At 68.2% G+C, this 21,208-nt stretch carries 19 protein-coding genes and 3 tRNA genes; 11 read left to right on the top strand and 11 right to left on the bottom strand.

Annotated elements, in window-relative coordinates; translation table 11 throughout:
- Positions 1-8: 8 nt before the first annotated feature.
- Complete coding sequence (locus WEE69_06085) at positions 9-659, bottom strand: DUF3662 and FHA domain-containing protein (GenBank protein ID MEX1144854.1); 651 nt, start codon at positions 657-659, stop codon at positions 9-11.
- A gap of 90 nt (positions 660-749) precedes the next feature.
- Here WEE69_06085 and WEE69_06080 point away from each other — a divergent pair.
- A tRNA-Leu gene (locus tag WEE69_06080) sits at positions 750-833 on the top strand.
- A gap of 206 nt (positions 834-1,039) precedes the next feature.
- Here WEE69_06080 and WEE69_06075 read toward each other — a convergent pair.
- Entirely contained in the window at positions 1,040-1,915 is an 876-nt protein-coding gene (locus WEE69_06075; GenBank protein MEX1144853.1) for an adenylate/guanylate cyclase domain-containing protein, read from the bottom strand.
- A gap of 448 nt (positions 1,916-2,363) precedes the next feature.
- Between WEE69_06075 and WEE69_06070 the strand changes: the two genes are divergently transcribed.
- A complete protein-coding gene (locus tag WEE69_06070; protein ID MEX1144852.1) occupies positions 2,364-3,500 on the top strand; it encodes an FIST N-terminal domain-containing protein in 1,137 nt (378 codons plus the stop codon).
- 192 nt (positions 3,501-3,692) lie between these two features.
- Positions 3,693-5,825: an EAL domain-containing protein gene (locus WEE69_06065; GenBank protein MEX1144851.1), complete on the top strand. Its 2,133-nt coding sequence runs from the start codon at positions 3,693-3,695 to the stop codon at positions 5,823-5,825.
- Here WEE69_06065 and msrB read toward each other — a convergent pair.
- The 5 genes from msrB to pgi form a co-directional block, all read right to left on the bottom strand.
- Entirely contained in the window at positions 5,809-6,216 is a 408-nt protein-coding gene (msrB, locus tag WEE69_06060; GenBank protein ID MEX1144850.1) for a peptide-methionine (R)-S-oxide reductase MsrB, read from the bottom strand. The genes WEE69_06065 and msrB overlap by 17 nt on opposite strands.
- Positions 6,217-6,305: 89 nt before the next feature.
- Positions 6,306-6,704: a Rid family detoxifying hydrolase gene (locus WEE69_06055; protein MEX1144849.1), complete on the bottom strand. Its 399-nt coding sequence runs from the start codon at positions 6,702-6,704 to the stop codon at positions 6,306-6,308.
- A gap of 141 nt (positions 6,705-6,845) precedes the next feature.
- Positions 6,846-8,234 (bottom strand): glucose-6-phosphate dehydrogenase, encoded by a 1,389-nt coding sequence (zwf, locus tag WEE69_06050; GenBank protein MEX1144848.1) that lies wholly within the window; start codon positions 8,232-8,234, stop codon positions 6,846-6,848.
- Positions 8,231-9,259 carry a decarboxylating 6-phosphogluconate dehydrogenase gene (gene gnd, locus WEE69_06045; protein MEX1144847.1) on the bottom strand — a complete coding sequence of 343 codons (1,029 nt, stop codon included), beginning with the start codon at positions 9,257-9,259 and terminating at the stop codon, positions 8,231-8,233. Before gnd ends, zwf begins: the two co-directional genes overlap by 4 nt.
- 21 nt (positions 9,260-9,280) lie before the next feature.
- Positions 9,281-10,969: a glucose-6-phosphate isomerase gene (pgi, locus tag WEE69_06040; GenBank protein ID MEX1144846.1), complete on the bottom strand. Its 1,689-nt coding sequence runs from the start codon at positions 10,967-10,969 to the stop codon at positions 9,281-9,283.
- A 178-nt stretch (positions 10,970-11,147) separates the two neighbouring features.
- Here pgi and WEE69_06035 point away from each other — a divergent pair, with 178 nt between their 5' ends.
- Complete coding sequence (locus tag WEE69_06035) at positions 11,148-11,888, top strand: ROK family protein (protein MEX1144845.1); 741 nt, start codon at positions 11,148-11,150, stop codon at positions 11,886-11,888.
- Positions 11,889-11,891: 3 nt separating this feature from the next.
- Here the strand turns inward: WEE69_06035 and WEE69_06030 are convergent, their stop codons facing one another.
- Positions 11,892-12,263 carry a DUF2203 domain-containing protein gene (locus WEE69_06030; GenBank protein MEX1144844.1) on the bottom strand — a complete coding sequence of 124 codons (372 nt, stop codon included), beginning with the start codon at positions 12,261-12,263 and terminating at the stop codon, positions 11,892-11,894.
- Between the two features lie 65 nt (positions 12,264-12,328).
- Here WEE69_06030 and pheA point away from each other — a divergent pair, with 65 nt between their 5' ends.
- The 4 genes from pheA to WEE69_06010 all read left to right on the top strand — a co-directional run bounded on the left by pheA (position 12,329) and on the right by WEE69_06010 (position 16,216).
- Entirely contained in the window at positions 12,329-13,249 is a 921-nt protein-coding gene (gene pheA, locus WEE69_06025) for a prephenate dehydratase (GenBank protein MEX1144843.1), read from the top strand.
- A 10-nt stretch (positions 13,250-13,259) separates the two neighbouring features.
- A complete protein-coding gene (serS, locus tag WEE69_06020; GenBank protein ID MEX1144842.1) occupies positions 13,260-14,507 on the top strand; it encodes a serine--tRNA ligase in 1,248 nt (415 codons plus the stop codon).
- Between the two features lie 10 nt (positions 14,508-14,517).
- Positions 14,518-14,602, top strand: a tRNA-Ser gene (locus WEE69_06015).
- A 39-nt stretch (positions 14,603-14,641) separates the two neighbouring features.
- On the top strand, positions 14,642-16,216 hold the full coding sequence (locus WEE69_06010) for an alpha-amylase family glycosyl hydrolase (GenBank protein ID MEX1144841.1): 1,575 nt from the start codon (positions 14,642-14,644) through the stop codon (positions 16,214-16,216).
- Here the strand turns inward: WEE69_06010 and WEE69_06005 are convergent.
- Both WEE69_06005 and WEE69_06000 read right to left on the bottom strand, forming a co-directional pair.
- The gene (locus WEE69_06005) at positions 16,213-17,088 is read right to left on the bottom strand and encodes a methylated-DNA--[protein]-cysteine S-methyltransferase (GenBank protein MEX1144840.1); all 876 of its coding nucleotides are present in this window, start codon (positions 17,086-17,088) and stop codon (positions 16,213-16,215) included. The genes WEE69_06010 and WEE69_06005 overlap by 4 nt on opposite strands.
- A gap of 32 nt (positions 17,089-17,120) precedes the next feature.
- Positions 17,121-18,167 (bottom strand): PHP domain-containing protein, encoded by a 1,047-nt coding sequence (locus WEE69_06000; protein ID MEX1144839.1) that lies wholly within the window; start codon positions 18,165-18,167, stop codon positions 17,121-17,123.
- A 174-nt stretch (positions 18,168-18,341) separates the two neighbouring features.
- Between WEE69_06000 and WEE69_05995 the strand changes: the two genes are divergently transcribed.
- The 3 genes from WEE69_05995 to WEE69_05985 all read left to right on the top strand — a co-directional run bounded on the left by WEE69_05995 (position 18,342) and on the right by WEE69_05985 (position 20,180).
- Positions 18,342-18,433, top strand: a tRNA-Ser gene (locus WEE69_05995).
- 23 nt (positions 18,434-18,456) lie between these two features.
- Positions 18,457-19,086 carry an RraA family protein gene (locus WEE69_05990; GenBank protein ID MEX1144838.1) on the top strand — a complete coding sequence of 210 codons (630 nt, stop codon included), beginning with the start codon at positions 18,457-18,459 and terminating at the stop codon, positions 19,084-19,086.
- A gap of 56 nt (positions 19,087-19,142) precedes the next feature.
- Positions 19,143-20,180, top strand: a complete 1,038-nt coding sequence (locus tag WEE69_05985) for a hypothetical protein (GenBank protein MEX1144837.1) — start codon at positions 19,143-19,145, stop codon at positions 20,178-20,180.
- A gap of 6 nt (positions 20,181-20,186) precedes the next feature.
- On the opposite strand, the gene WEE69_05980 is transcribed toward WEE69_05985, so the two are convergent.
- Positions 20,187-21,134: a D-glycerate dehydrogenase gene (locus tag WEE69_05980; protein MEX1144836.1), complete on the bottom strand. Its 948-nt coding sequence runs from the start codon at positions 21,132-21,134 to the stop codon at positions 20,187-20,189.
- Positions 21,135-21,208 lie beyond the last annotated feature (74 nt).

The following is a 21,208-nucleotide window of genomic DNA, read 5'->3' as shown; positions in this document are numbered from 1 at the left end:
GCCGCGGGCTAGCTGGCCTCGAAATGCAGGACCGTGCTCCCGACGCGGATCTCGTCGCCGTCAGACAGCTGGTGCTCGCGCACCGGGGTGCCGTTCACGACCGTCCCGTTCATCGAACCGAGGTCGGAGAGCACGAAGCCGTGGCCGACGGGCTGGATCTCGGCGTGCTGGCGGGATGCGCGCGGGTCGGCGAGCACCACGTCGCAGTCGGACATGCGGCCCATGACCACCGGCTTCTCGCCAAGGGGATAGCGGCGCCCGTCGGGGAGCACGAGCGAGCCGACGCGCATGCCCTCGTGCACCTCGGCCGCGATGTCGCACTCACCGGCCCGGAGGTCTTCGTCGGCGACGAGCGTGACCGTGACCGGACCGACGAAGTGGTAGCCCTCGTCGCGGGCGTGCTCGCGGGCCGCTTCGGCCAGCTCGCGCGCCAGGGCGTCGGCAAATGCGGTGAAACGCTCGAAGTCGTCGGGGGAGAGGTACACGCCGATGTTGTTGGGTGCGATCGGAACGCCATCGACGCCGACCGCCCGCTCCGCGTCGAGGGCGCGGGTCACCTTTCGACCAACCTCGACCGGTTCGAGCCCGCTGCGGAACGCCTTGCTGAACGTTCCCTCCACGAGCTTCTCGAGCCGTTTCTCGAAAGCCTGGATTCCCACCGCGCCGAGTGTACGGCGAGGCATTCCGGGGAGCGCGTTCGGGACCCGCTGGTAGCCTCATCCCTCCACTTGCCGCCTCCCGGCGGCTCCGGGCGAGTGGCGGAATTGGCAGACGCGCAGGCTTCAGGTGCCTGTGTCCGAAAGGATGTGGGGGTTCAAGTCCCCCCTCGCCCACACACACACCTACCTACGCACACACGGCTGACACACACGTTCGCCGACGGAACTCGGCTCACGCACGACATCACTAGCCCGCGCGAGGTTGTCCGGGGAGCCGTCGGAGCTCGAAATCATCGCTGGCGGCCCTGAAGACCCGTCGAAACGGAAGACGCGAGTGCATGAGTCGAGCAGAGAAGTCAGACAGCCGGCGACCGCGAGCCTCAGGGCGCCTCGGCGGTGTCGGCGTCGACGTAGGAGAAGAGCTCCCACTCGCCTTCCAGGCCCTTCAGCGTGCGGGCACCGGCGGGCTGGAACTCGAGCTTCGAGCCGCGGGCGAGCGCGCGCGTCGTGTCTGACACGAGGATCTCGTTCGGGCCGGCCGCGCTCATGATGCGGGCGGCCTCGTGCACCGCGATGCCGCGCACGTCCTTCCCGACCACCTCGACCTCGCCGACGTGCACGCCAGCGCGGATCGCGATCCCTTCACGCTCCGCGGTGTGGCGGATCGCGGCAGCACAGTGGATCGCCGCTGCCGGTCCGTCGAACCGCGCCAGGAGCCCGTCGCCGGTGGTGTTGATCTCCTGACCGTGGTATTGCTCGACGACCGTTCTTGTCGCCTCGTAGTGCGTCGAGAGCAGGTCGCGCCAGGCCGCGTCGCCCACCCGCGCCGCGGTCGCGGTCGAGTCGACGATGTCGGTGAAGAGGAGCGTCACGAGCGTCCGGCCCGACATTCCCATGAGGCTGAACCCCGTGAACGCGCGGAGTCCCGTCCACTCGATCTGCACGCACGGCTCATCGCCGATCGTGTAGCCGTCGTGCCCACTGGGGATCTCGAACGCGTCGTCGGGACCGAACTCGAGCTTCGTCCCGTCGCGCATCGTCACCCCGAAGCTCCCTGAGAGCACCACACCCACGTGACGCGCCTCGCACCAGTCGCCGCCGACCCGCGGGCGTACGTCGTCGTACCAGCGCCAGCCCGGCTCGGACTTCAGCAATCCGACCGTGATGTCGCCGAGATCGACCTGCTGTACGACCAGCCGAGGGAACTCGACCGTCTGGTCGGGCTGGCCGAGGTTCTTCGCTCGCGGCTCGGGCACGGGGGAATCCTCGCCAAGGGCTCCGCGGATCGTCAATACGGGCGGTGGTCCGCTCGGACGGTCCCGCGGCACGATCCTGTGGCGGGCCCGCCTGCCTTTTCGAGTCCTCCGAGGCGGTTCGCCCGCGAGCCCGAGCTCGACGGCGAAAGGTCGGTCGTCGAACTGCGAGAGCTCGATCCGGTGGGAAACCCCAGGGCTTAGCCTGGGAACTCGAGAGCGGCCACGCGCCCGGAGTACCTGGTCGGTTACGCCCGTGGAGTTCTGTCGATAGCCCACACTCTTCGGTCGTTCGCTGCGCGGGATACTCGCCCCGCGGGCGCTCGCTCCCTGGGCGAGCGCCTCCGTTCGCTCCACTCACGCTGGCGCCGCGCGCCGCACATGGGCCTCAATGTGACGGCTGTTGGCGCCGATGTCACCCTCGTCATCGGTCGGCGGTGGGGAGGGTGCGATGGAGCTCGACACGCTGTCGTGGGGGATGGACGCTGGGTGGTCGGCGCCCATTCCGGAGCACCTCGACTCCGAATCAACACTCGTGCTCGCGTTCGGCGATCCCGCGATCGGGGCCGACCCGCGCCCGATCAAAGACCTCCGGGCTGCCCTGCCGACCGCGCGACTGCTGGGCTGCTCCACAGCCGGGCAGATCCTCGGCGACGAGCTGACCGACCGGACGCTCGTCGTGAGCATCGCCCGGTTCGACCAGACCCGAGTCGAGGCCACAACCGCCGCCGTCGACGGACCGTCAGCGTCGTACGCGGCGGGACAGGGGGTAGCGGCGGCGTTGAGCGCCCCTGACCTGCGCGCGGTGTTCGTGCTGTCGGACGGGCTCCTCGTGAACGGCAGCGAGCTGGTGCGCGGGTGCGCCAGCGGTCTCGCGCCTGACGTCATCGTCACCGGCGGGCTTGCCGGCGACGGCGAGCGCTTCGAACGCACGTGGGTGCTCGCGAACGACGAACCTGTCGCGGGGGCAATTGCCGCGGTCGGGCTGTACGGCGACGCGGTCCAAGTTGGCGCGGGCTCGTTCGGCGGCTGGGACATCTTCGGCCCGGAGCGCCGCATCACGCGTTCGGACGGCAACGTCCTCTTCGAGCTCGACGGCCGACCGGCACTCGAGCTCTACAAGGAGTACCTCGGCGATCGCGCAAGTGGCCTGCCGGCGACGGCATTGCTGTTCCCGCTGGCCGTGCGCGAAGCGCGCGATGCGACGCGGCGCACCGTGCGCACGATCCTCGCGGTCGACGAAGCCGCGCAGTCGATGACGTTTGCAGGCGATGTTCCGCAGGGGTGGTGTGCCCAGCTCATGCGCGCCAACAAGGACCGCCTCGTCGACGGCGCGATGCAGGCTGCGGTCATGAGCGACCTCCCGGCCTCCGACGGTCCACAGCTGGCGGTGGCGATCAGCTGTGTCGGGCGCCGGCTCGTGCTCGGCGAGCGGACCGAGGAAGAGATCGAAGCGACGCTGGAGGCGCTCGCCCCGACGGCCTCGCTCGTGGGCTTCTACTCCTATGGCGAGATCGCGCCGCACGCGGAGGGCTCCTGCGACCTCCACAACCAAACGATGACGATCACGACGGTGTCTGAGGCTTGAGCGACCACGACGCGTCTCCGCACCACCGGCAGCTGGCCAAGCAGCTCCGACGCCTCGGGCTCTCGCCCGGGGCGCCACCGGGCGCGGACCAGTGGGGAGCGTTCCTGCGACGCGTGAGCGCGGCGTACACCGACGCCGACGACGACCGCTACCTGATGGAGCGTTCGCTCAACATCTCCGGAACCGAGATGGCTGACCGAGGAGCATCGTCGCACGAGCGAGACGCGTCTCGCGGCCGAACACGCGCGGCTCCTTGCCGTCACGGAGCACTCACCGATCGCCATTGCCGAGTTCGACGCGCACGGGCACGTGCTCTTCGCCAACCCCGCGTCGCGCACCATCGTAGGCCGGTCGCGCATCGGTGGCGACGGGACCGTCTTCTTCCTCGTGCACGAGTCCGACCGTGAGCTGGTCCGCGAGGCCGCCATCGCAACGTGGGAGCACGGCATCGACAAGACGATCACCGTTCGCTCGATCCGCCCCGACGGTCGGGTCCGCTATCTCCGCGCGCAGGTTCGTGCGCTGCGCGAGAGCGAAGACCAGGACATCATCTCGGGCCGCTGGTTCATCGCCGCCAACGATGTGACGGAAGAGGTTGAGGCGCGCGAGTCGAGCGAGCGGCTGACCGCCCTGCTTGAGGCGGCCACGGATGTGGTGGCCGTGTTCGATCCGAACGGCGAGCTCCTCCACCTCAATCGTGTCGGATGCCGGTATCTCGGCGTCTCCGACGAGGCGGAGCTCATCGGGCGTGCGTTCTTCGAGCTCTTCGACCCCGCGTCTCGTGATCGAGTGCGCAAGGAGGCGTTGCCGACCGTGCTTCGCGACGGGACCTGGAGCGGCGAAGCAACGCTCGTGGGCCCGGATCTCGCGACGACGATGTCGCTGGTCGTGATCGGCCATCGCGCTCACGACGGAACGCTGGAGTACTGCTCGGCGATCGCCCGTGACGTGACCGAGCTCAAGGAGGTGCAGCACGCGTTGGCGCGCGAGGCCACGCACGACGCGCTGACCGGACTGCCGAACCGAACGTTGCTGTTCGACCGCTTGAACCAAGCGGTCATGCGCACGCAGCGGTCGGGCGCCGACCTCGCGGTCCTGTATCTCGACCTCGACCGCGTGAAGATCGTGAACGACAGTCTCGGACACGAAGCCGGCGACCGACTGCTTGTCGAGGCTGCTCGCCGCCTCGAAACCTGCGGCCGATCGCTCGACACCGTGGGCCGCCTCGGCGGAGACGAGTTCGTGATCGTCGCGCAGGACCTCGATGGCCCGAGGGGTGGCGTGCGGCTTGCGATGCGAATCGTGCACGCGTTCAACGAGCCCTTCGATCTCGAAGGCACCGAGGCGTTCGTGACCGCGAGCGTGGGAGTTGCCTTTCGCGTACAGCAAGAGGACACGGCCGCGACGCTGCTGCGTGACGCGGACGTTGCCATGTACCGGGCGAAGGAAGCCGGCGGGGGACGCTACGAGCTCTTCGACGCCGAGATGCGTGCATGGGCCACCGATCGCTTCGAGACCGAGACCGCGCTGCGCCACGCCATCGAGCGTGAAGAGATGCACGTCCATTACCAGCCTCAGGTCCGCCCCGAGACCGGCGAGGTCGTGGGCTTCGAGGCACTGGCCCGTTGGAACCGCGCCACGACCGGTCCGGTGAGCCCGTCGATCTTCGTGCCACTCGCGGAGGAGACCGGACTCATCTCCGTGATCGGCGCGTACGTGCTGGAGCACGCGTGTCGCGAGGCGCGCCAATGGACTGAGCACGCCGGTCAGCCCCTGCGCCTCGCGGTCAACGTCTCGGGCCGTCAGCTGACCCAACCGGGACTGCTCGAAGTCGTCGAGCGCGTGCTCGACGTCACAGGCTTCGACACCAAGGCCCTCACGCTCGAGATCACCGAGTCGGTGCTCGTCGAGGACCCGGCGGTGGCGCGCACGCGCCTCGAGGCACTGCGTGACCTGGGTGTTCGTACCGCGATCGACGACTTCGGCAAGGGCTACTCGTCGCTCGCGTACCTCCAACGCTTCCCGATCGACATCGTGAAGATCGACCAGGTGTTCATTGCCGACCTCGGCCGAGAGGGCCCTGACACCACGATCGTCGCCTCGGTCATCGAGCTCGCGCACGCCCTCGGGTTCGAGGTCGTCGCCGAAGGCGTGGAGGACGACGTGCAGCTGGGCGCGCTCATCGAGCTCGGCTGCGACCTCGTGCAGGGACACGTGGTCGCGCCCGCGCTGCCTCCCGCGGCGGCCGCCGAGTTCCTCCACGCGCGCGACGGTCGCGACGCTCGCCCGACAGCCGGAGTCGTCGCGGTCAGTCGCGTGGGGTGAGGTCGAGCGAGAGCGAGTTGATGCAATAGCGCTGCCCGTTGGGCCCCGGTCCGTCGTCGAACACGTGCCCGAGGTGGCCACCGCAGCGCCGGCACACGACCTCTGTGCGGGTCATGCCGTGGGAGCTGTCGGATCGGATCTCCACCGCGTCGGCCACCATCGGCTCGGTAAAGCTGGGCCATCCAGTGCCGGACTCGAACTTCGTCGTGGCGTCGAAGAGCTCGGCGCCGCATGCCGCGCACCGATACACGCCGTCGTCATGACAGTCCCAGTACTTGCCGGTGAATGCCGGCTCCGTTCCGGCCCGACGCAACACTTGGTACTGCTCAGGCGCGAGCTCTCCCTGCCACTCGTCGTCGGTCTTGGTGATCTCGCGCGTGTCGTCGCTCATTGCCTTCTTCGCTCTCGGCCCTGCGGGCCGGGCCGCTCGGGCCACGCTCGCTACGGCGCACGATACGTGCGCCGTAGCCGCTCATTCCGTCATGCCTCCGGTCGGTTGAGGGGCTTGTGGACCCAGGCCTCGATCTCGAACGCAGCGCCCATCGGGAGCCACGCGACGCCGACGGTGCTGCGCGCCGGCCTGTGTTCGCCTACGATCTCGCTGTAGATCGCGTTCACTTCCTGCATCGACTGCGGGCTCTCCATGGCCACGAACACCGTGACCTTGGCCACGTGTTCCCAGCTACAACCGCCGTCACCGAGGATGGCTCTGAGGTTCGCGAAGGCCTGTCGCGCTTGGGCCTCGACACCGCCACTGACCACTTGCCCGGTGCCGGGGTCGATCCCGATCTGACCGGAGATCACGATCCAATCGCCCGCGCGCACCGCCGGTGAGTACGGGCCAACGGCGTACGCGCTCGGCGTCGGCAGCGGCTCCATGGTCACGTCGTGCCGTCGAGGTCGACCGCGAGCGCTCGCCTCACCTTGCCCACTCCCGGCCCTGTCGGGCCGGGCTGCTCAACTCCACCTCGGGTGACCGGCTCACTTCGGCGCAGGGTACCTGCGCCGCGGACGCTCGCCTCATACAACCGGGTCGTGCCAACCGTCGGAGTCCTTGATGAGTCCCTCGGCTTGGGCCGGTCCCCAGGTATGCGGCTTGTACGGATACGCGCGGTCGTGCTGCACGAGGACGTCGTCGACGACGCGCCACGCCTCCTCGACGCCGTCTTCCCGCGCGAACAGCAGGTTCTCGCCATCGATCGCGTCACCGATCAGGCGCTCATACGCAGTCATCTCATCGGGATGGTGCTCGGTGAACGCGAGTTCGATGGGCTGGCCAATGAAGCTCTCGCCTGGAACCTTCACGCGGGCCTCGAGCGCGAGCTGTACCTGCGGGTTGAGCCGGAACCGGAAGTAGTTCGTGTCGCGGGGGAGCTCCTCGTACTCGGCGAACACCCGCTGCGGCGGGCGGTGGAGCTCGACCCGGACCTCCGTGCACGTGTTGGGGAGGTTCTTCCCGGCGCGGATGTACCAAGGAACCCCGGCCCACCGCCACGAGTCGATGAACACGCGCACCGCCGCGTAGGTCTCGACGTCGGAGTCGTCGGCAACACCGTCCTCGTCGCGGTAGCCGTCGAACTGTCCGCGCACGATGTCGGCGCGCGTGAGGGTGCGCATCGCACCGAACACCTTCTCCTTGGCGTCGCGCAGGTCCTCGACCTCGGGACCGACGGGTGGCTCCATCGCGAGCAGCGCCACGGTCTGGAGCAGGTGGTTCTGCACCACATCACGCAGCGCGCCGACCTCCTCGTAGAAGCGGCCCCGGCCCTGCACGTCGATGTCCTCGGCCATCGTGATCTGCACCTGGCGCACGAAGTTGCGGTTCCAGATCGGCTCCAGGAACGAGTTGGCGAACCGGAAGTAGATGATGTTCTGGATCGCCTCCTTGCCCAGGTAGTGGTCGATGCGGAAGATCGACTTCTCGGGGAACACCGAGTGCAGGACCTCGTTAAGCTGCTTCGCGGATTCGAGGTCGCGCCCGAACGGCTTCTCCACGATGACGCGTGCGTTCTTCGCGCACTCGGCCTTGCCGAGGTTCTCGACAACGACCGGGAACAAGCTCGGTGGGATAGCAAGGTAGAAGGCTGGGCGCTGCGAGTTGCGCAAGCGCTCGCGCAACGTCTTGTAGGTCTGGAGATCCGCGTAGTCGCCCGAGACGTAGTCGAGGAGCTCTGCGAGGTGGCCGAACGCCTTCTCGTCGTCGATCCCGCCGCCGAACTGCTCGATCCCATCACGGGCGCGGTCGCGCAGCTGCTCGACGGTCCAGGATGAAGACGCCACGCCGATGACGGGGATGTGCAGCTCGTCGCGCTTGGCCATGTTGTAGAGCGCCGGGAAGATCTTCTTGTGCGCGAGGTCACCGGTCATCCCGAAGAAGGTGATGGCGTCGGACGGAACCGGCTTGGTCATCGGTTCTGCCCCGTAGCCGGCTTCTCGGCATGGCCGCCGAACTCCTTGCGCATCGCGGATAGCAGCCGGTTGGCGTACTCGGCCTCGCCGCGCGACTCGAAGCGACCGAACAGCGCGGCGCTGAGCACCGGGACGGGCACACCCTCGTCGATCGCGGCGTCGAGGGTCCAGCGTCCTTCACCGGAGTCCGAGACGCGGCCGCCGAAGTCGGAGAGATCGGGTGACTCATTCAGCGCGTGCGCGACGAGGTCGAGCAGCCACGACGCGACCACGCTCCCGCGCCGCCACACCTCGGCCACGGACGGCAGGTCGATGTCGTACTGGTAGTACTCGGGATGACGCATCGGCGTGGTCTCGGCGTCCGCCGTCTGCTGTGCCTTCCCGGCGTTGGCGTGCTCGAGCACGTTGAGCCCTTCGGCATACGCGGCCATGAGCCCATACTCGATGCCGTTGTGCACCATCTTGACGAAGTGACCCGCGCCGTTCGGACCGCAGTGGAGGTAGCCCCGCTCGGCCGGAGTCGGTGCGCCGGTGCGGCCCGGTGTGCGCGGCGCTGCGTCGACGCCCGGCGCGATCGTGGCGAAGATGGGGTCGAGGTGCGCGACGACGGCCCCCTCGCCGCCGATCATTAAGCAGAAGCCGCGCTCGAGTCCGAAGACGCCGCCACTCGTCCCGACGTCCACGAAGTGGATGCCTCGTTCCTCGAGATCGAGCGCGCGCCGGAGGTCGTCGAGGTAATAGGAGTTGCCGCCGTCGATCACGATGTCGCCCTTGTCGAGCAACGGGACGAGCTGCTCGAGCGTCGGCTCCACGACGGCCGCCGGGACCATGATCCAGATCGCTCGTGGCTTCGCGAGCTTGCCGACGAAGTCGTCGAGGCTTTCGGCTCCCGCCGCCCCCTCGCCCGCGAGCCCCTTCACCGCGTCGGCGTTCACGTCGTAGGCCACACACTCGTGCCCATCGAGCATGAGCCGCCGCACGAGGTTGGCCCCCATCCGCCCGAGCCCGATCATCCCAAGTTGCATCAGGTCATCTCCCGCCTCGGTTCATTCGTCATACCCCGGCCCACCAGATGAGGAAAGTCGGCGATACCGGCGGATCAGCGCGTTCGTGGAGGAGTCGTGGGCGAGGTCGGGTTCGTCCGGCGCTTCGAGCTCGGGGACGATCTTCTCTGCGAGTGCTTTGCCGAGCTCGACTCCCCATTGATCGAAGGAGTTGATCTGCCAGATCGTGCCTTGGGTGAAGACCCGGTGCTCGTAGAGCGCGACGAGCTGGCCGAGCGTGCGCGGCGTCAGGCGCTCAGCGAGGATCGACGTCGTCGGGTGGTTGCCGGCGAATGTGCGGTGCGGCACCTGCTCGTGCGGCACGCCCTCTGCTTCGGCCTCTTCTCGGGTCTTGCCGAATGCGAGTGCTTCTGTCTGCGCGAAGAGGTTGGCCATCAGCAGGTCCTGGTGGTTGCCGAGCTCGTGCGCCGCATGCACGAACCCGATGAAGTCGCAGGGGATGAGTCGCGTGCCTTGGTGGATCAGCTGGTAGTACGCGTGCTGGCCGTTCGTTCCGGGCTGGCCCCACACGATCGCGCCGGTGTCCCAACCCACCGGATCACCATCGAGCGTGACTGACTTGCCGTTGCTCTCCATCTCGAGCTGCTGGAGATACGCCGGAAAGCGCTCGAGATACTGGCTGTACGGCAGCACCGCCTGACTCTGCGCGCCGAGGAACGACGCGTACCAGACATCCAACAGCCCCAGCACAATCGGAACATTTCGCTCGAGGGGCTCGGTTCGGAAATGCTCGTCGACCGTGTGGAAGCCGTCGAGCATCTCGGAGAAGTGGTCGCGACCGATCGCAACCATGAGCGACAACCCGATGGCGGAGTCGAACGAGTAGCGGCCGCCGACCCAGTCCCAAAACTCGAACATGTTGGCGGGATCGATCCCGAACTCCCGGACCCGGTCGGCGTTCGTGGACACGGCGACGAAGTGCTTCGCCACCGCTGACTCGTCAGCGCTCAATCCTGCGAGCAGCCAGTCGCGCGCCGTGCGGGCGTTGGTGAGCGTCTCCAGCGTGCCGAACGTCTTGGAGCACACGATGAAGAGGGTTTGGGCGGGATCCAGGTCGCGCACGGCTTCCCAGAAGTCCGTGGCATCGACGTTGCTCACGTAGCGGAAGGAGAGGTCGCGATCCGAGAACTCGCGGAGCGCCTCGTATGCCATCGCGGGCCCGAGGTCGGAGCCGCCGATCCCGATGTTGACCACATTGCGGACACGCTGGCCGGTGTGGCCGGTCCATCGCCCCGACCGCACACGATCCGAGAACGCACCCATGGCCTGAAGCACCCGGTGCACCTCGGGAACGACGTCGTCGCCGTCCACCTCGATGCGCTGGCCCTCGGGTGCGCGCAGCGCAACGTGCAAGACGGCGCGGTCCTCGGTCACGTTGATCTTCTCGCCCGCGAACATGGCGTCGCGACGGGAAGCGAGACCCGCCTGCTCGGCCAGCGCCAGCAAGAGGCGCACGGTCTCAACGTCGACGAGGTTCTTCGAGTAGTCGACATAGAGCCCGTCGAGCTCCAGTGTCAGCCGCTCGCCCCGCTGAGCATCACCGGCGAACAGATCGCGCAGGCGAAACGTCCGCGCGTGCTCGGCATGCGCCAGCAGAGCCTGCCACTCAGGAGTCCCGTCGATCCGGATCGTCACACGCGGGCCCTTCTCCGTGATGGCGTGGTGTGCCATCCTCGCCCATCCGCAGTGGGTGTCGGCGGCGAATGGAAGTCGGAGGCGCGCGCCCGCGCCGCAGGTACCCGGAGGAACCGTCGCTTGCGACGGTGACCAATAGAGTCGGCGCAGTGCGCCGTTCGTCGGAGTGAGGTGGAGCGGCCCGGTGGCGCAGGCACCGAGAGCGGGAATTGCGATGGCGACCAAGCTGGGCATCGACATCGGTGGCACGGGGATCAAGGGCGCGCCGGTCGACACGACGACGGGCGAGCTGCTTGCGGAGCGGCATCGGGTCCTCACACCCCAGCCCGCGACGCCAGAAGCGGTCGCGGCCGTTGTCGCGGAGATCGCGCAGCATTTCGACTGGACGGGTCCGCTCGGCGCCACGTTCCCGGCGGTGGTCAAGGACGGGGTGGTGAGCACCGCGGCAAACGTCGACCGGTCGTGGATCGGTACCGATGCGGCGGGCTTGCTGTCACGCGCGTGCGGCGATGTGCCGGTCACCGTCATGAACGATGCCGACGCGGCCGGGATCGCCGAGATGCGGTTCGGTGCTGGGCGCGGCCGCACCGACACCGTCGTGATGATCACGCTCGGCACCGGGATCGGGAGCGCGCTGTTCGTGAACGGTGAGCTGCTCCCCAATACCGAACTCGGTCACCTCATGATCCGCGGCAAGGAAGCCGAGCGGCGCGCGTCCGAGACGGTGCGCGAGCGCGAGCAGCTTTCGTGGAAGCAATGGGCGAAGCGCCTCAACGAATACCTCGCGCATCTCGAGGCGTTGCACTGGCCCGATCTCATCGTCATCGGAGGCGGCGTGAGCAAGAAGCACGAGAAGTTCCTGCCGCTCCTGCAGACCCGCGCCGAACTCGTCCCCGCGCGCCTCCTCAACGAAGCCGGCATCGTCGGCGCCGCCGTCTCCGCTGCGAACGGCTGACTCCTACTCCGGCGGCTCCGAGAGCGGAGTGCGCCCGGCGAAGCCGTCTTCCTCCCAGTGCCACCAGGTGATGGCGTCTTCGCCGTCGAGCCAGCACAGGAGGTAGGTGCGGCCGTCCGCGGTTTGCGCGGGGAAGTCGATGAGGCCGCGCTCGGGGTCGCGGACGACGATGCCTTGGTCGGTGAGGGTTTCGAGCACTTCACGGAGCTCGGTGCTCTGGGGTTGCACCGCGGGTCCGTGTCCGTTGCCCGATGCCTTCGCACCGTTGCCGCTTGCATGCGCGCGAGTCGACGTCACGAGCTCGCGTAGGCGGGCAACCAGCGCGCGCACCTCTGGGAGCGCCGCGGTTGCCTCGTCGAGTGTCCAGAAGCGCATCACGCGACGTTAGGTCTCGGAAACGGAGCCAGGCGTTGCGCAGGGTCGCCACTACCATCGTCGCGATGCGCGTCGGGTTTCTGGGGCCTCACGGCACGTTCGCGGAGGAGGCGTTGCTGACGCAGCCCGACCTGTCGGGGGGCGAGCAGGTGCCGTTGCGCACGGTGCCGCAGGTGATCACCGCGGTGAAGAGCGGCGACGTCGATGTTGGACTCGTCCCACTCGAGAACTCGATCGAGGGCACGGTGACGGTCACGCTCGACACGCTCGCCTTCGACACCGATCTCCTCATCCAACGCGAGGTCGACCTGCCGATCTCGTTGCATCTGTGTGCGCGACCGGGGACAAAGCTCACTGACGTGCGCACGATCGTGTCGCACCCCAACCCACTCGGTCAGTGCCGCGCGTGGTTGGCGAGCAAGCTGCCCGACGCCGAGCTCGTGGCGGCGAACTCCACCGCCGAAGCCGCGAGTCAGGTGGCGGCAGCGGACCAGTCCGACCTCGCGTCGATCGGCACGAAGTTCGGCGCGGAGATTGCCGGGCTCGAGGTGCTTGCGTCCGAGATCGAGGACCACCCTGAGAACGAGACGCGCTTCGTCCTCGTCGGCACGGGTGTCCCACCGACCACCGGCCACGACAAGACGTCCATCGTGTGCTTCCAACGGGAGAACCGGCCGGGTTCGCTGTTGGCGATCCTCCAGGAGTTCGCGGCGCGGGCCATCAACCTGACCAAGCTCGAGTCGCGACCGACGAAGCAGGGTCTCGGTGAGTACTGCTTCTTCATCGACTTTCGTGGCCACATCGAGGACGAGGTGGTCGCCGACTGTCTGCGCAACCTCGTCGCCAACCAGGCCGACGTGAAGTTCCTCGGCTCGTATCCCGTGGCGGGTGAAGAGGGCGAGGAGCATCGGCGCGAGGCGACCAAGGCGTGGAAGTCGGCCAGTAGCTGGCTCGACGACTTGCGCGCGCAGGTACGCGACGCGTGAACCGAGCACCGTGATCGATCTTCGTCGCCTGCGCGACGACTCGGCATACCGCGCCGGCATCGAGCGCAAGCGCGTCGAACCTGGGCTGCTCGACCAGGTGCTCGAGCTCGACGCCGCGGCGCGTGCCCAGCGGACCGCAGTGGAGGAGCTACGCGCCCAGCAGAAGGCGATCTCCAAGGAGATCGGGAGGTCGCCCGCCGACGAGCGCGATGCGCACAAGGCCGAGGCTTCGCGGATCAAGGACCAACTCAAGAAGGCGGAGGACGGGCTCGGTGCGCTCGAGCAACGCCTGCGAGATCTCGTGCTCAACATTCCGAACCCCGCCGATCCCGATGTGCCCGACGGCGGTGAGGACGACGGTGTGGTCGTGCGCGAGGTCGGCGAGCAGACGTCCGCTCCGCCGCTCGACCACGCTGCGTTCGCGGAAGCGATGGGGTTCGTCGAGACGCGTCACGCTGTGGAGACGAGCGGCTCGCGCTTCGCGTCGCTCATGGGCAAGGCCGTGGTGCTCGAGCTCGCGCTCGTGCGGTGGGTGACCGATCGGCTGGTGGCGGCTGGCTTCACGCCGGTCGTGCCACCGGTGATGGTGCGCGAGGAGGCGATGATCGAGGCGGGGTTCTTCCCGACCGACCGCGCGCAGGTGTACGAGGTCGACGGCGGCGAGCTGTTTCTCGTGGGCACGTCTGAGGTGCCGCTCTCGATGTTGCACCGCGGTGAGCGTGTTGATGCGGACGCGCTCCCGAAGCGGTACGCGGGGATCTCGACGTGCTTCCGTCGCGAGGCAGGCACGTACGGAAAGGATACGACCGGCATCTTCCGCGTCCACCAGTTCGACAAGATCGAGATGTTCAGCTTCGTGGCCCCTGATGAGAGCGACGCCGAGCACGAGCAGCTGCTCGCAATCGAAGAAGCGATCTTCGGAGGTCTCGGCCTCCCGTACCGGGTCGTGAACATCGCCACCGGCGATCTCGGCGCGTCGGCGGCCAAGAAGTTCGATCTCGAGGTCTGGCTCCCTTCGGAGGGTCGGTACCGCGAGGCCACGTCATGCTCGAACTACCGCGAGTACTCGGCCCGTCGTCTGGGCACGCGGGTGAAGACCGACAGCGGAAGCGAGTTCGTGCACACCCTCAACGGAACGGCGTGCGCGATCGGTCGGACGCTCGTGTTCCTCTTCGAGCACTACCAGGACGGTGGCGCGTTCGTGATCCCCGATGCGCTGCGCGCATTGACCGGCTTCGATCGGATCGATCCCGCCTAGCCTGATCTCCGGAGGGATGCCGGAGCGGCCGAACGGTCCCGCCTTGAAAGCGGGTGAGGCGAAAGCCTCCGTGGGTTCAAATCCCACTCCCTCCGCAAAGGCCGCCGCAACGTCCGGCGCGTACGCTCCGCTTGATGGATGAGTGGTGGCGGAACTGCGTCTGTTACCAGATCTATCCGCGGTCGTTTGCTGACTCTGACGGCGATGGGGTTGGCGATCTTCCCGGGATCACGGCGCGGCTCGAGCATCTCGAATGGTTGGGTGTCGAGTGCATCTGGTTGTCGCCCACGTTCCCGTCACCGAACGAGGACTGGGGTTATGACGTCGCCGACTACTACGGCGTGCACCCCGAGCTCGGGACGATGGACGACATGGACGCGCTCATCGCCGAAGCCGCGCGCCGCGGCATCCGCATCGTGCTCGACCTCGTGCCGAACCACACGAGCGTGGCCCACCCGTGGTTCGTCGATGCGCGTTCGTCACGCACGTCGAAGTACCGCGACTGGTACGTCTGGGGCGATCCCAAGCCTGACGGCTCGGCACCCAACAACTGGACGAGCAGCTTCATCGGGCCGGCCTGGACCTTCGACGAGGGCAGCGGCCAGTGGTACCTGCACAACTTCCTGCCCGGTGAGGCTGATCTCAACTGGTGGAACCCGGACGTTGGCGCCGAGTTCGACGAGATCTTCAAGTTCTGGTTCGCCCGGGGTGTCGCCGGCTTCCGCATCGACGTGGCCCACATGATCATCAAGGACCGCGAGCTGCGCGACAATCCACCGCCGACGGACAGCGACTTCCTGCTCGACCAGATCCGCGGTCAGGTCACGCTCTACAACGCCAACCGACCTGAAGTGCACGACGTGTACCGCCATTGGCGCCTGCTCGCCGACTCGTACGACGAGTCGCGGATGCTTGTAGGCGAGACGTTCGTCGGCCAGATCGAGCAGGTCGTCGATTACTACGGGAAGGGCGACGAGCTGTCGCTGGCGTTCAACATCCCGTTCCTCACGTCGCCGTTCGAGATCCAGCGGCTGCGCGCGCTCGCGGAGCGCACCGAGGAGCTGCTCCGAACCGATTGCACCCCCGTGTGGACAGGCAGCAACCACGACATGTCGCGGTTCCCGACGCGCTGGGCGGCGGGCGATCCAGCTCGCACCCGAGCCGCGCTCCTCATGCTGCTCGCGCTGCGGGGGACCATGTTCCTCTACTACGGCGACGAGATCGGGCTGCCCGACACCGATGTGCCCCTCGATCGCCTGCTCGACCCGGTGAGCGTCGAGTACCAGCCGGTGTTGAACCGCGACGCGGCGCGCACGCCGATGCCGTGGGACCCGAGCGACGGTGCCGGGTTCACCGAGTCCGGTGTCGAGCCGTGGCTGCCGTTCGGTGATCTGCGCGCATGCAACGTGGCCGACCAACGTGCGGATCTCACGTCAACGCTCAACTTCACTCGAGATGTCATCACCCTCCGACGTGAGCTCCCCGACCTGCGCGGGGGCGCGTACCTGATGCACACCGCCGACGGAGAGCTGTGGGCATGGCGTCGCGGCGAAGGCACGCTCATAGCGATCAACTTCGGCGATGCCAGCGCGACCGTCTCGAACGTGGGTGGAACCGTGCTCATCGGCACCGACCGCGCCCGCGATGGGGAGCACGTCGACGGCTCATTCGAGCTCGGGCCGAACGAAGGTGTGATCGTTCGGGTCTAGGACTCGATGAGCTCGTCGGGGAGGGCGTGCTCGCGGCGGAGCAGCTCGCGCTTGCGGTGGGGTCCGCCGCCGTAGTTGCCGACGCCGCCCGCAGCGGGAAGCACGCGGTGGCAGGGAACCACGATTGCGACCGGGTTCTTGCCGCACGCGGTGCCGACGGCGCGCACCGCGCGGGGCGATCCGATCGCCGCCGCGACCTCGCCGTACGTGCGCGTCTCGCCGAGCGGGATGCGCTGCAGCTCCTCCCACACGCGGCGCTGGAACGCGGTGCCGCGAATGTCGAGCGGGAGATCGCGCGCCGGTGTGCGACCCTCGATCCGGTCGAGCACATTGTCGACGATCTCGCGCAGTGCGCCGTCATCGCGAACGAGGGTGGCCGCGTGGAACTCGTGGTGGATCCGCTCGTCGGCTTCGAGCTCGTCGTCGGCGAGGTCGACGGCACACAAGCCGCGCTCGGTGACACCGACGAGCAATGTCCCGAGCGGCGAATCGACGATCGCGTAGATGACGGTCGCACCTGCGCCGCCCGCCTTGTACGACGCGGGCGTCATCCCGAGGTGGTGGTGCGCAGACTCATAGAGACGGCTGGTCGATCCGTACCCCGCGGAGAACAGCGCGATCGACACCTGGTCGCCGCTGCGCAATCCGTCTCGCAGGCGCTCGCGGCGTCGGGTGTCGGCGTACTGGCGGGGGGTGACGCCCAGCACGCGGGCGAACGCCCGGCGCAGGACGTCGGGGGACACCCCGACCTCGTCGGCCAGCTCGGCGACCGTGGGCACGCGGTCGTCGGTGGCATCGATGCGCCGGCAGGCCGCGCCCACGAGGTCGGTGAGCTCGACGGGCGCGGGGGGTGAGTCGGTCGTCGCAGTCATGCCTTTGTTGTACGACGCCACGGGGCGCTCGGCTATCCGCTTCCGGCGCTTCCGGCGCTTGAGTGCGAGCCGGTCCAGGCGAGCAGGTCGTCGACGGCCCAGGTGTTCACGATCCGGTCGATCGGCACGCCGGCTTCGGCGGCCCGGTGGCAGCCGTAGGGCTGCCACTCCAGCTGCCAGGTCGCGTGCGCGTCGGAGTCGATGGACACCTTGGCGCCCGACTCGAGGAGCGCGGGCATCAGGCGCATGGGCGGGTCGAGGCGCTCGGGCCTCGAGTTCATTTCGATTGCCTTGTCGAAGTGCGCCGCGGCCGTGAACACCAGCTCGTGGTCAAAGCGCGACTCCGCTCGCCCGCGCCCGACGATCAGCCGCCCGGTGCAATGCCCGAGGATGTCGACGTGCGGGTTGGCGAGCGCGGCCACCAGCCGGTCGGTCATGGGCTGCGGCTCCATCGACAGCTTCGAGTGCACGCTGCCCACCACCACGTCGAGCCGCTCGAGCAGCTCGTCCTCCATGTCGAGCGCGCCGGTCTCGAGGATGTCCACCTCCATGCCGGCGAGGAGCCGGAATGGCGCGACGGTCTCGTTGATCCCCGCGATCACGTCGAGCTGTTCGGCAAGGCGCGTGGCGTCCAGCCCGTTCGCGACGCGCACGTACGGCGAGTGGTCGGTGAGCGCCAGATAGTCGTGGCCGAGCTCGATCGCGGTCTGGGTCATGGCCTCGATCGAATGACCGCCGTCGGACCAGTCGGAGTGGAGGTGCAGATCGCCACGGAGGTGGGTGCGCACCTCGTCAGCGCGCTCAGTGGCTGGGCCCTCGTTCTCGCCGAGATCGTGCAGGTACTCGGGCGTCTCGCCCGCGAGTGCTTGGGTGATCACAGCGGCGGTGCTCTTGCCGATCCCTGGAAGGTCGGTGAGGCGCCCACGCGCGCTGAGCGAGCGCAGGTCGCCCTCGTCGAGGTCGCGGATCGCGTCGGCGGCGCGCCGGAACGCTTGTGACTTCTGGCGCGAGTTGCGGACGCGTTGGAGAAGCTCTGCGATTCGCTCGAGCGCCTCGACCGGGTTCATCGCCTCCGCCATCACATCGACCGTACCCCGCCTCCACGGATCGTCGAAGCAGGCTTCGACTCCTGCGCAGTCGGTCGGCAAAGCCGCCAACTGCGCGTCTCCACGGATCGTCGAAGCAGGCTTCGACTCCTGCGCAGTCGGTCGGCAAAGCCGCCAACTGCGCCTCCACCTACACTGAACTTGTTTGGAGGGATGACCGAGCGGCCGAAGGTGCTCGCCTGCTAAGCGAGTAGGGGGCTAATACCTCCTCGAGGGTTCAAATCCCTCTCCCTCCGCCAACCGAGGACCTGGACGTCGCCGCATGCCCAACGAGACCGAGGTCGCCCGCGTGCTGCTCGAGCTCGGCGCGGCGACGATCGGCGAGTCGGGTGCGCACGCGATGAGCGCGCGCATCAAACCGGCCTGGGCGGGCGCGCGCCTCGCCGCGCCGGCGTACCCGGTCCAGTGCACCCCAGGCGACAACCTCGCGGTGCACGTCGCGGTGACGTCATCACCGACCGGTGCGGTGCTGGTCGTCGACGTCGGTGACGAGCGCGAGCTCGGCTACTGGGGCGAGGTGCTCACCACCGCGGCCGAGGCCCGGGGTATCACCGGCCTGGTGATCGACGGGTGCGTGCGCGACGTGACCGCGCTCGCGCGCCACGAATTCCCGGTTTTCTCGGCCGGGATCGCCTTGCCGGGCGCCACCAAGCAACAGCCGGGCGCGGTCGGGCGCTCGGCGACGGTCGGCGACGTCGAGGTGCACACCGGAGATTGGGTCGTGGGCGACGCCGACGGCGTGAGCGTGATCCCTTCTGGCACTCTCGAAGACGTGATCGCCGCCGGTCGCGCCCGCGAGCAGAAGGAGCAGAGCTTCTTCGATGCGCTGCGCGCCGGGAGCACGACCGTCGAGTTGCTCGGCCTCGATCCGTCGATCATCGACGGCGGCTGAAGAGCGCAGGCGCGATCTAGGCTCCCCCGGGGCACTGGGTGGAGCGAGGGGACCGCATGCGCACGCGCATCTTCCGGACACCTGCTCTGGCCGCCGTGCTCAGTCTGCTCGCTACGTTCGCGCCGGCCGCGGCCGGGGCAGCGGTACGCAGTGCTCCGCTCAGTGACGCGTACTGCGAGCCGTTCGGCGAGTTCTACACGATCACCGTTCTCGTGGAGCTACAGGTAGCGCTCTTCGAAGCATTCAGTCAGAGCGGTGACGCAACGGAGGACTCAGGAAGCGCGACGCCCCCGGAGGACGACATCCCCGACGCCGACCAACTGCGGGCGAGCTCCTACGGACTGCTGGCGCCGAAGATGGCCGCGGTAAGTGGCCAGCTCGCGAACACCGCACCGAAAGTGCTCAAGCCCGTGTTCCGCCAACAGCGTGACGTGTTCGAGCGCGGGGTGGAGCTGCTGCGCGAAGCCGGCTTCACCGATGTGCAGATCGAGGCCATCGCGGACGCCAACGTCAACTCGAGCACCGCCGAAGTGGGCGACCTCACCGGCGACGTCGACCTCGATGATCAGGCGTTGGAGACACTCGCCAACGACTTCCTCGCCGAGCTCGAGGTGCTCGAGCTCGCCGACTTGTCACCCAAAGCCGAGCGTGCGCTCGACCGCTCGTCGACCGAGTGCGGAGTGACCCCGAGCAGCAAGTTCAACTGCACCGACGTGCTTCCGGAGACGGAGGCCGCGGCGATCCTGGGCGACACCGTGACGCTCGAGGAGAGCGGGTGCAACTACACGGGTCCCGAACCGGTCGACGGGCTCACACCGGAGATCGAGGTGGTGATCTACGACAGCGTGCGGGCGTTGAACCTGCAGACGAGCGCGGTCGCCGAGCCTGAGGATGTGGCCGGCATCGGTGATGAAGCGGTGTCCTTCGAAGGCTTCAGCGCCGACGGGCACGCGATCACCTGCGGGCGCACGCTCGTCGCCGCCGACGGCGACCGGACCGTGGTGGTCGCGCTCTGTCTGGGCGGCGACGACCCCGAGGTCACCGACGATCAGCTCGTCGAGATCGCCAACGGCGTGCTGGAACGGATCGCCTGACACGAGTCAGGGCGTCACGAGGTTCGGGGGCGTACCACCGGCGAGCACCGTGACGACGCCTTCGCACGCGAGCTGCGCCATGCGCGTGCGCGTCTGTTGGGACGCCGAGCCGACGTGGGGCAGGAGGACGGTCCGCGGCGCGGCGAGCAAACGCGGGTGCACCTCGGGCTCACGCTCGTACACGTCGATGCCGGCCGCGAAGATCTGGCCGTCTTCGAGTGACTGCGCCAGCGCCTCTTCGTCGACGATAGGACCGCGGGCGGTGTTGACGACCACCGCGGTCGGCTTCATGAGCCCTAGCCGGCGCGCGTCGATGAGATGACGCGTGTCATCGTTCAGGGGCACGTGCAGGGTGACGACGTCGCTCTCGGCGAACAACGAGTCGAGGTCGGCGGTCCAACCCGGGACCCCCGTGTCATGGCGCGTGTGGTGCAGCACATGCATCCCAAAACCGGCGGCCCGGCGCGCGACTGCCTGGCCGATGCGTCCGTAGCCGACCACGCCGAGCGTGGCGCCGTGCACGTCCCGCCCGAGGTACTGGTTGATTCCCCAGCCGTTCCAACGACGGGAGCGGAGATCGGCCTCGGCCGTGGACGCGAGGCGTGACGCCGCGAGCACGAGCAAGAACGCGAGGTCAGCCGTCGTCTCGTCGAGCACACCGGGGGTGTTGCACACCGCGATGCCAGCCGCAGTCGCGGCGGAAACATCGACGTTGTCGTAGCCCACCGCAACGTTAGCGATCACCTTGAGTCGACCGGCACCCGCAGCGATGACCGCGTCGTCGACTCGGTCCGTCAGCAAGCACACCACGGCGTCGACCTCGGTGACCGCCAGGCACAGCTGTGCGTGCGTGAGCGCCACGTCGTCGGCTGGGGCAACGATCTCGTGGCCGGCCGCGATCAGCGGGTCGGTACCGCCGTCGGGAAGCCGACGGGTGACGAGGACGCGCGCCACTATCCCGCTCTCGGCGCTGAGCGCCGGGCCGCTTGGGCCCCGGCTCCCTGCGCCGCAGGTACCCTGCGGCGCGG

This window comes from Acidimicrobiia bacterium, from assembly GCA_040881685.1.
In the GTDB taxonomy this organism is placed as follows: Bacteria; Actinomycetota; Acidimicrobiia; order IMCC26256; family PALSA-555; genus SHVJ01.
This window is presented reverse-complemented; position numbering and strand designations above follow the sequence as displayed.

Excerpts from the sequence above, each read along its gene's own strand:
- WEE69_06070 (MEX1144852.1), top strand. The coding sequence starts at position 2,364 with ATGGAGCTCGACACGCTGTCGTGGGGGATGGACGCTGGGTGGTCGGCG.
- msrB (MEX1144850.1), bottom strand. The coding sequence starts at position 6,216 with ATGAGCGACGACACGCGCGAGATCACCAAGACCGACGACGAGTGGCAG.
- WEE69_06055 (MEX1144849.1), bottom strand. The coding sequence starts at position 6,704 with ATGGAGCCGCTGCCGACGCCGAGCGCGTACGCCGTTGGCCCGTACTCA.
- zwf (MEX1144848.1), bottom strand. The coding sequence starts at position 8,234 with ATGACCAAGCCGGTTCCGTCCGACGCCATCACCTTCTTCGGGATGACC.
- gnd (MEX1144847.1), bottom strand. The coding sequence starts at position 9,259 with ATGCAACTTGGGATGATCGGGCTCGGGCGGATGGGGGCCAACCTCGTG.
- pgi (MEX1144846.1), bottom strand. The coding sequence starts at position 10,969 with ATGGCACACCACGCCATCACGGAGAAGGGCCCGCGTGTGACGATCCGG.
- WEE69_06035 (MEX1144845.1), top strand. The coding sequence starts at position 11,148 with ATGGCGACCAAGCTGGGCATCGACATCGGTGGCACGGGGATCAAGGGC.
- WEE69_06030 (MEX1144844.1), bottom strand. The coding sequence starts at position 12,263 with ATGCGCTTCTGGACACTCGACGAGGCAACCGCGGCGCTCCCAGAGGTG.
- pheA (MEX1144843.1), top strand. The coding sequence starts at position 12,329 with ATGCGCGTCGGGTTTCTGGGGCCTCACGGCACGTTCGCGGAGGAGGCG.
- WEE69_06010 (MEX1144841.1), top strand. The coding sequence starts at position 14,642 with ATGGATGAGTGGTGGCGGAACTGCGTCTGTTACCAGATCTATCCGCGG.
- WEE69_06005 (MEX1144840.1), bottom strand. The coding sequence starts at position 17,088 with ATGACTGCGACGACCGACTCACCCCCCGCGCCCGTCGAGCTCACCGAC.
- WEE69_06000 (MEX1144839.1), bottom strand. The coding sequence starts at position 18,167 with ATGGCGGAGGCGATGAACCCGGTCGAGGCGCTCGAGCGAATCGCAGAG.
- WEE69_05990 (MEX1144838.1), top strand. The coding sequence starts at position 18,457 with ATGCCCAACGAGACCGAGGTCGCCCGCGTGCTGCTCGAGCTCGGCGCG.
- WEE69_05985 (MEX1144837.1), top strand. The coding sequence starts at position 19,143 with ATGCGCACGCGCATCTTCCGGACACCTGCTCTGGCCGCCGTGCTCAGT.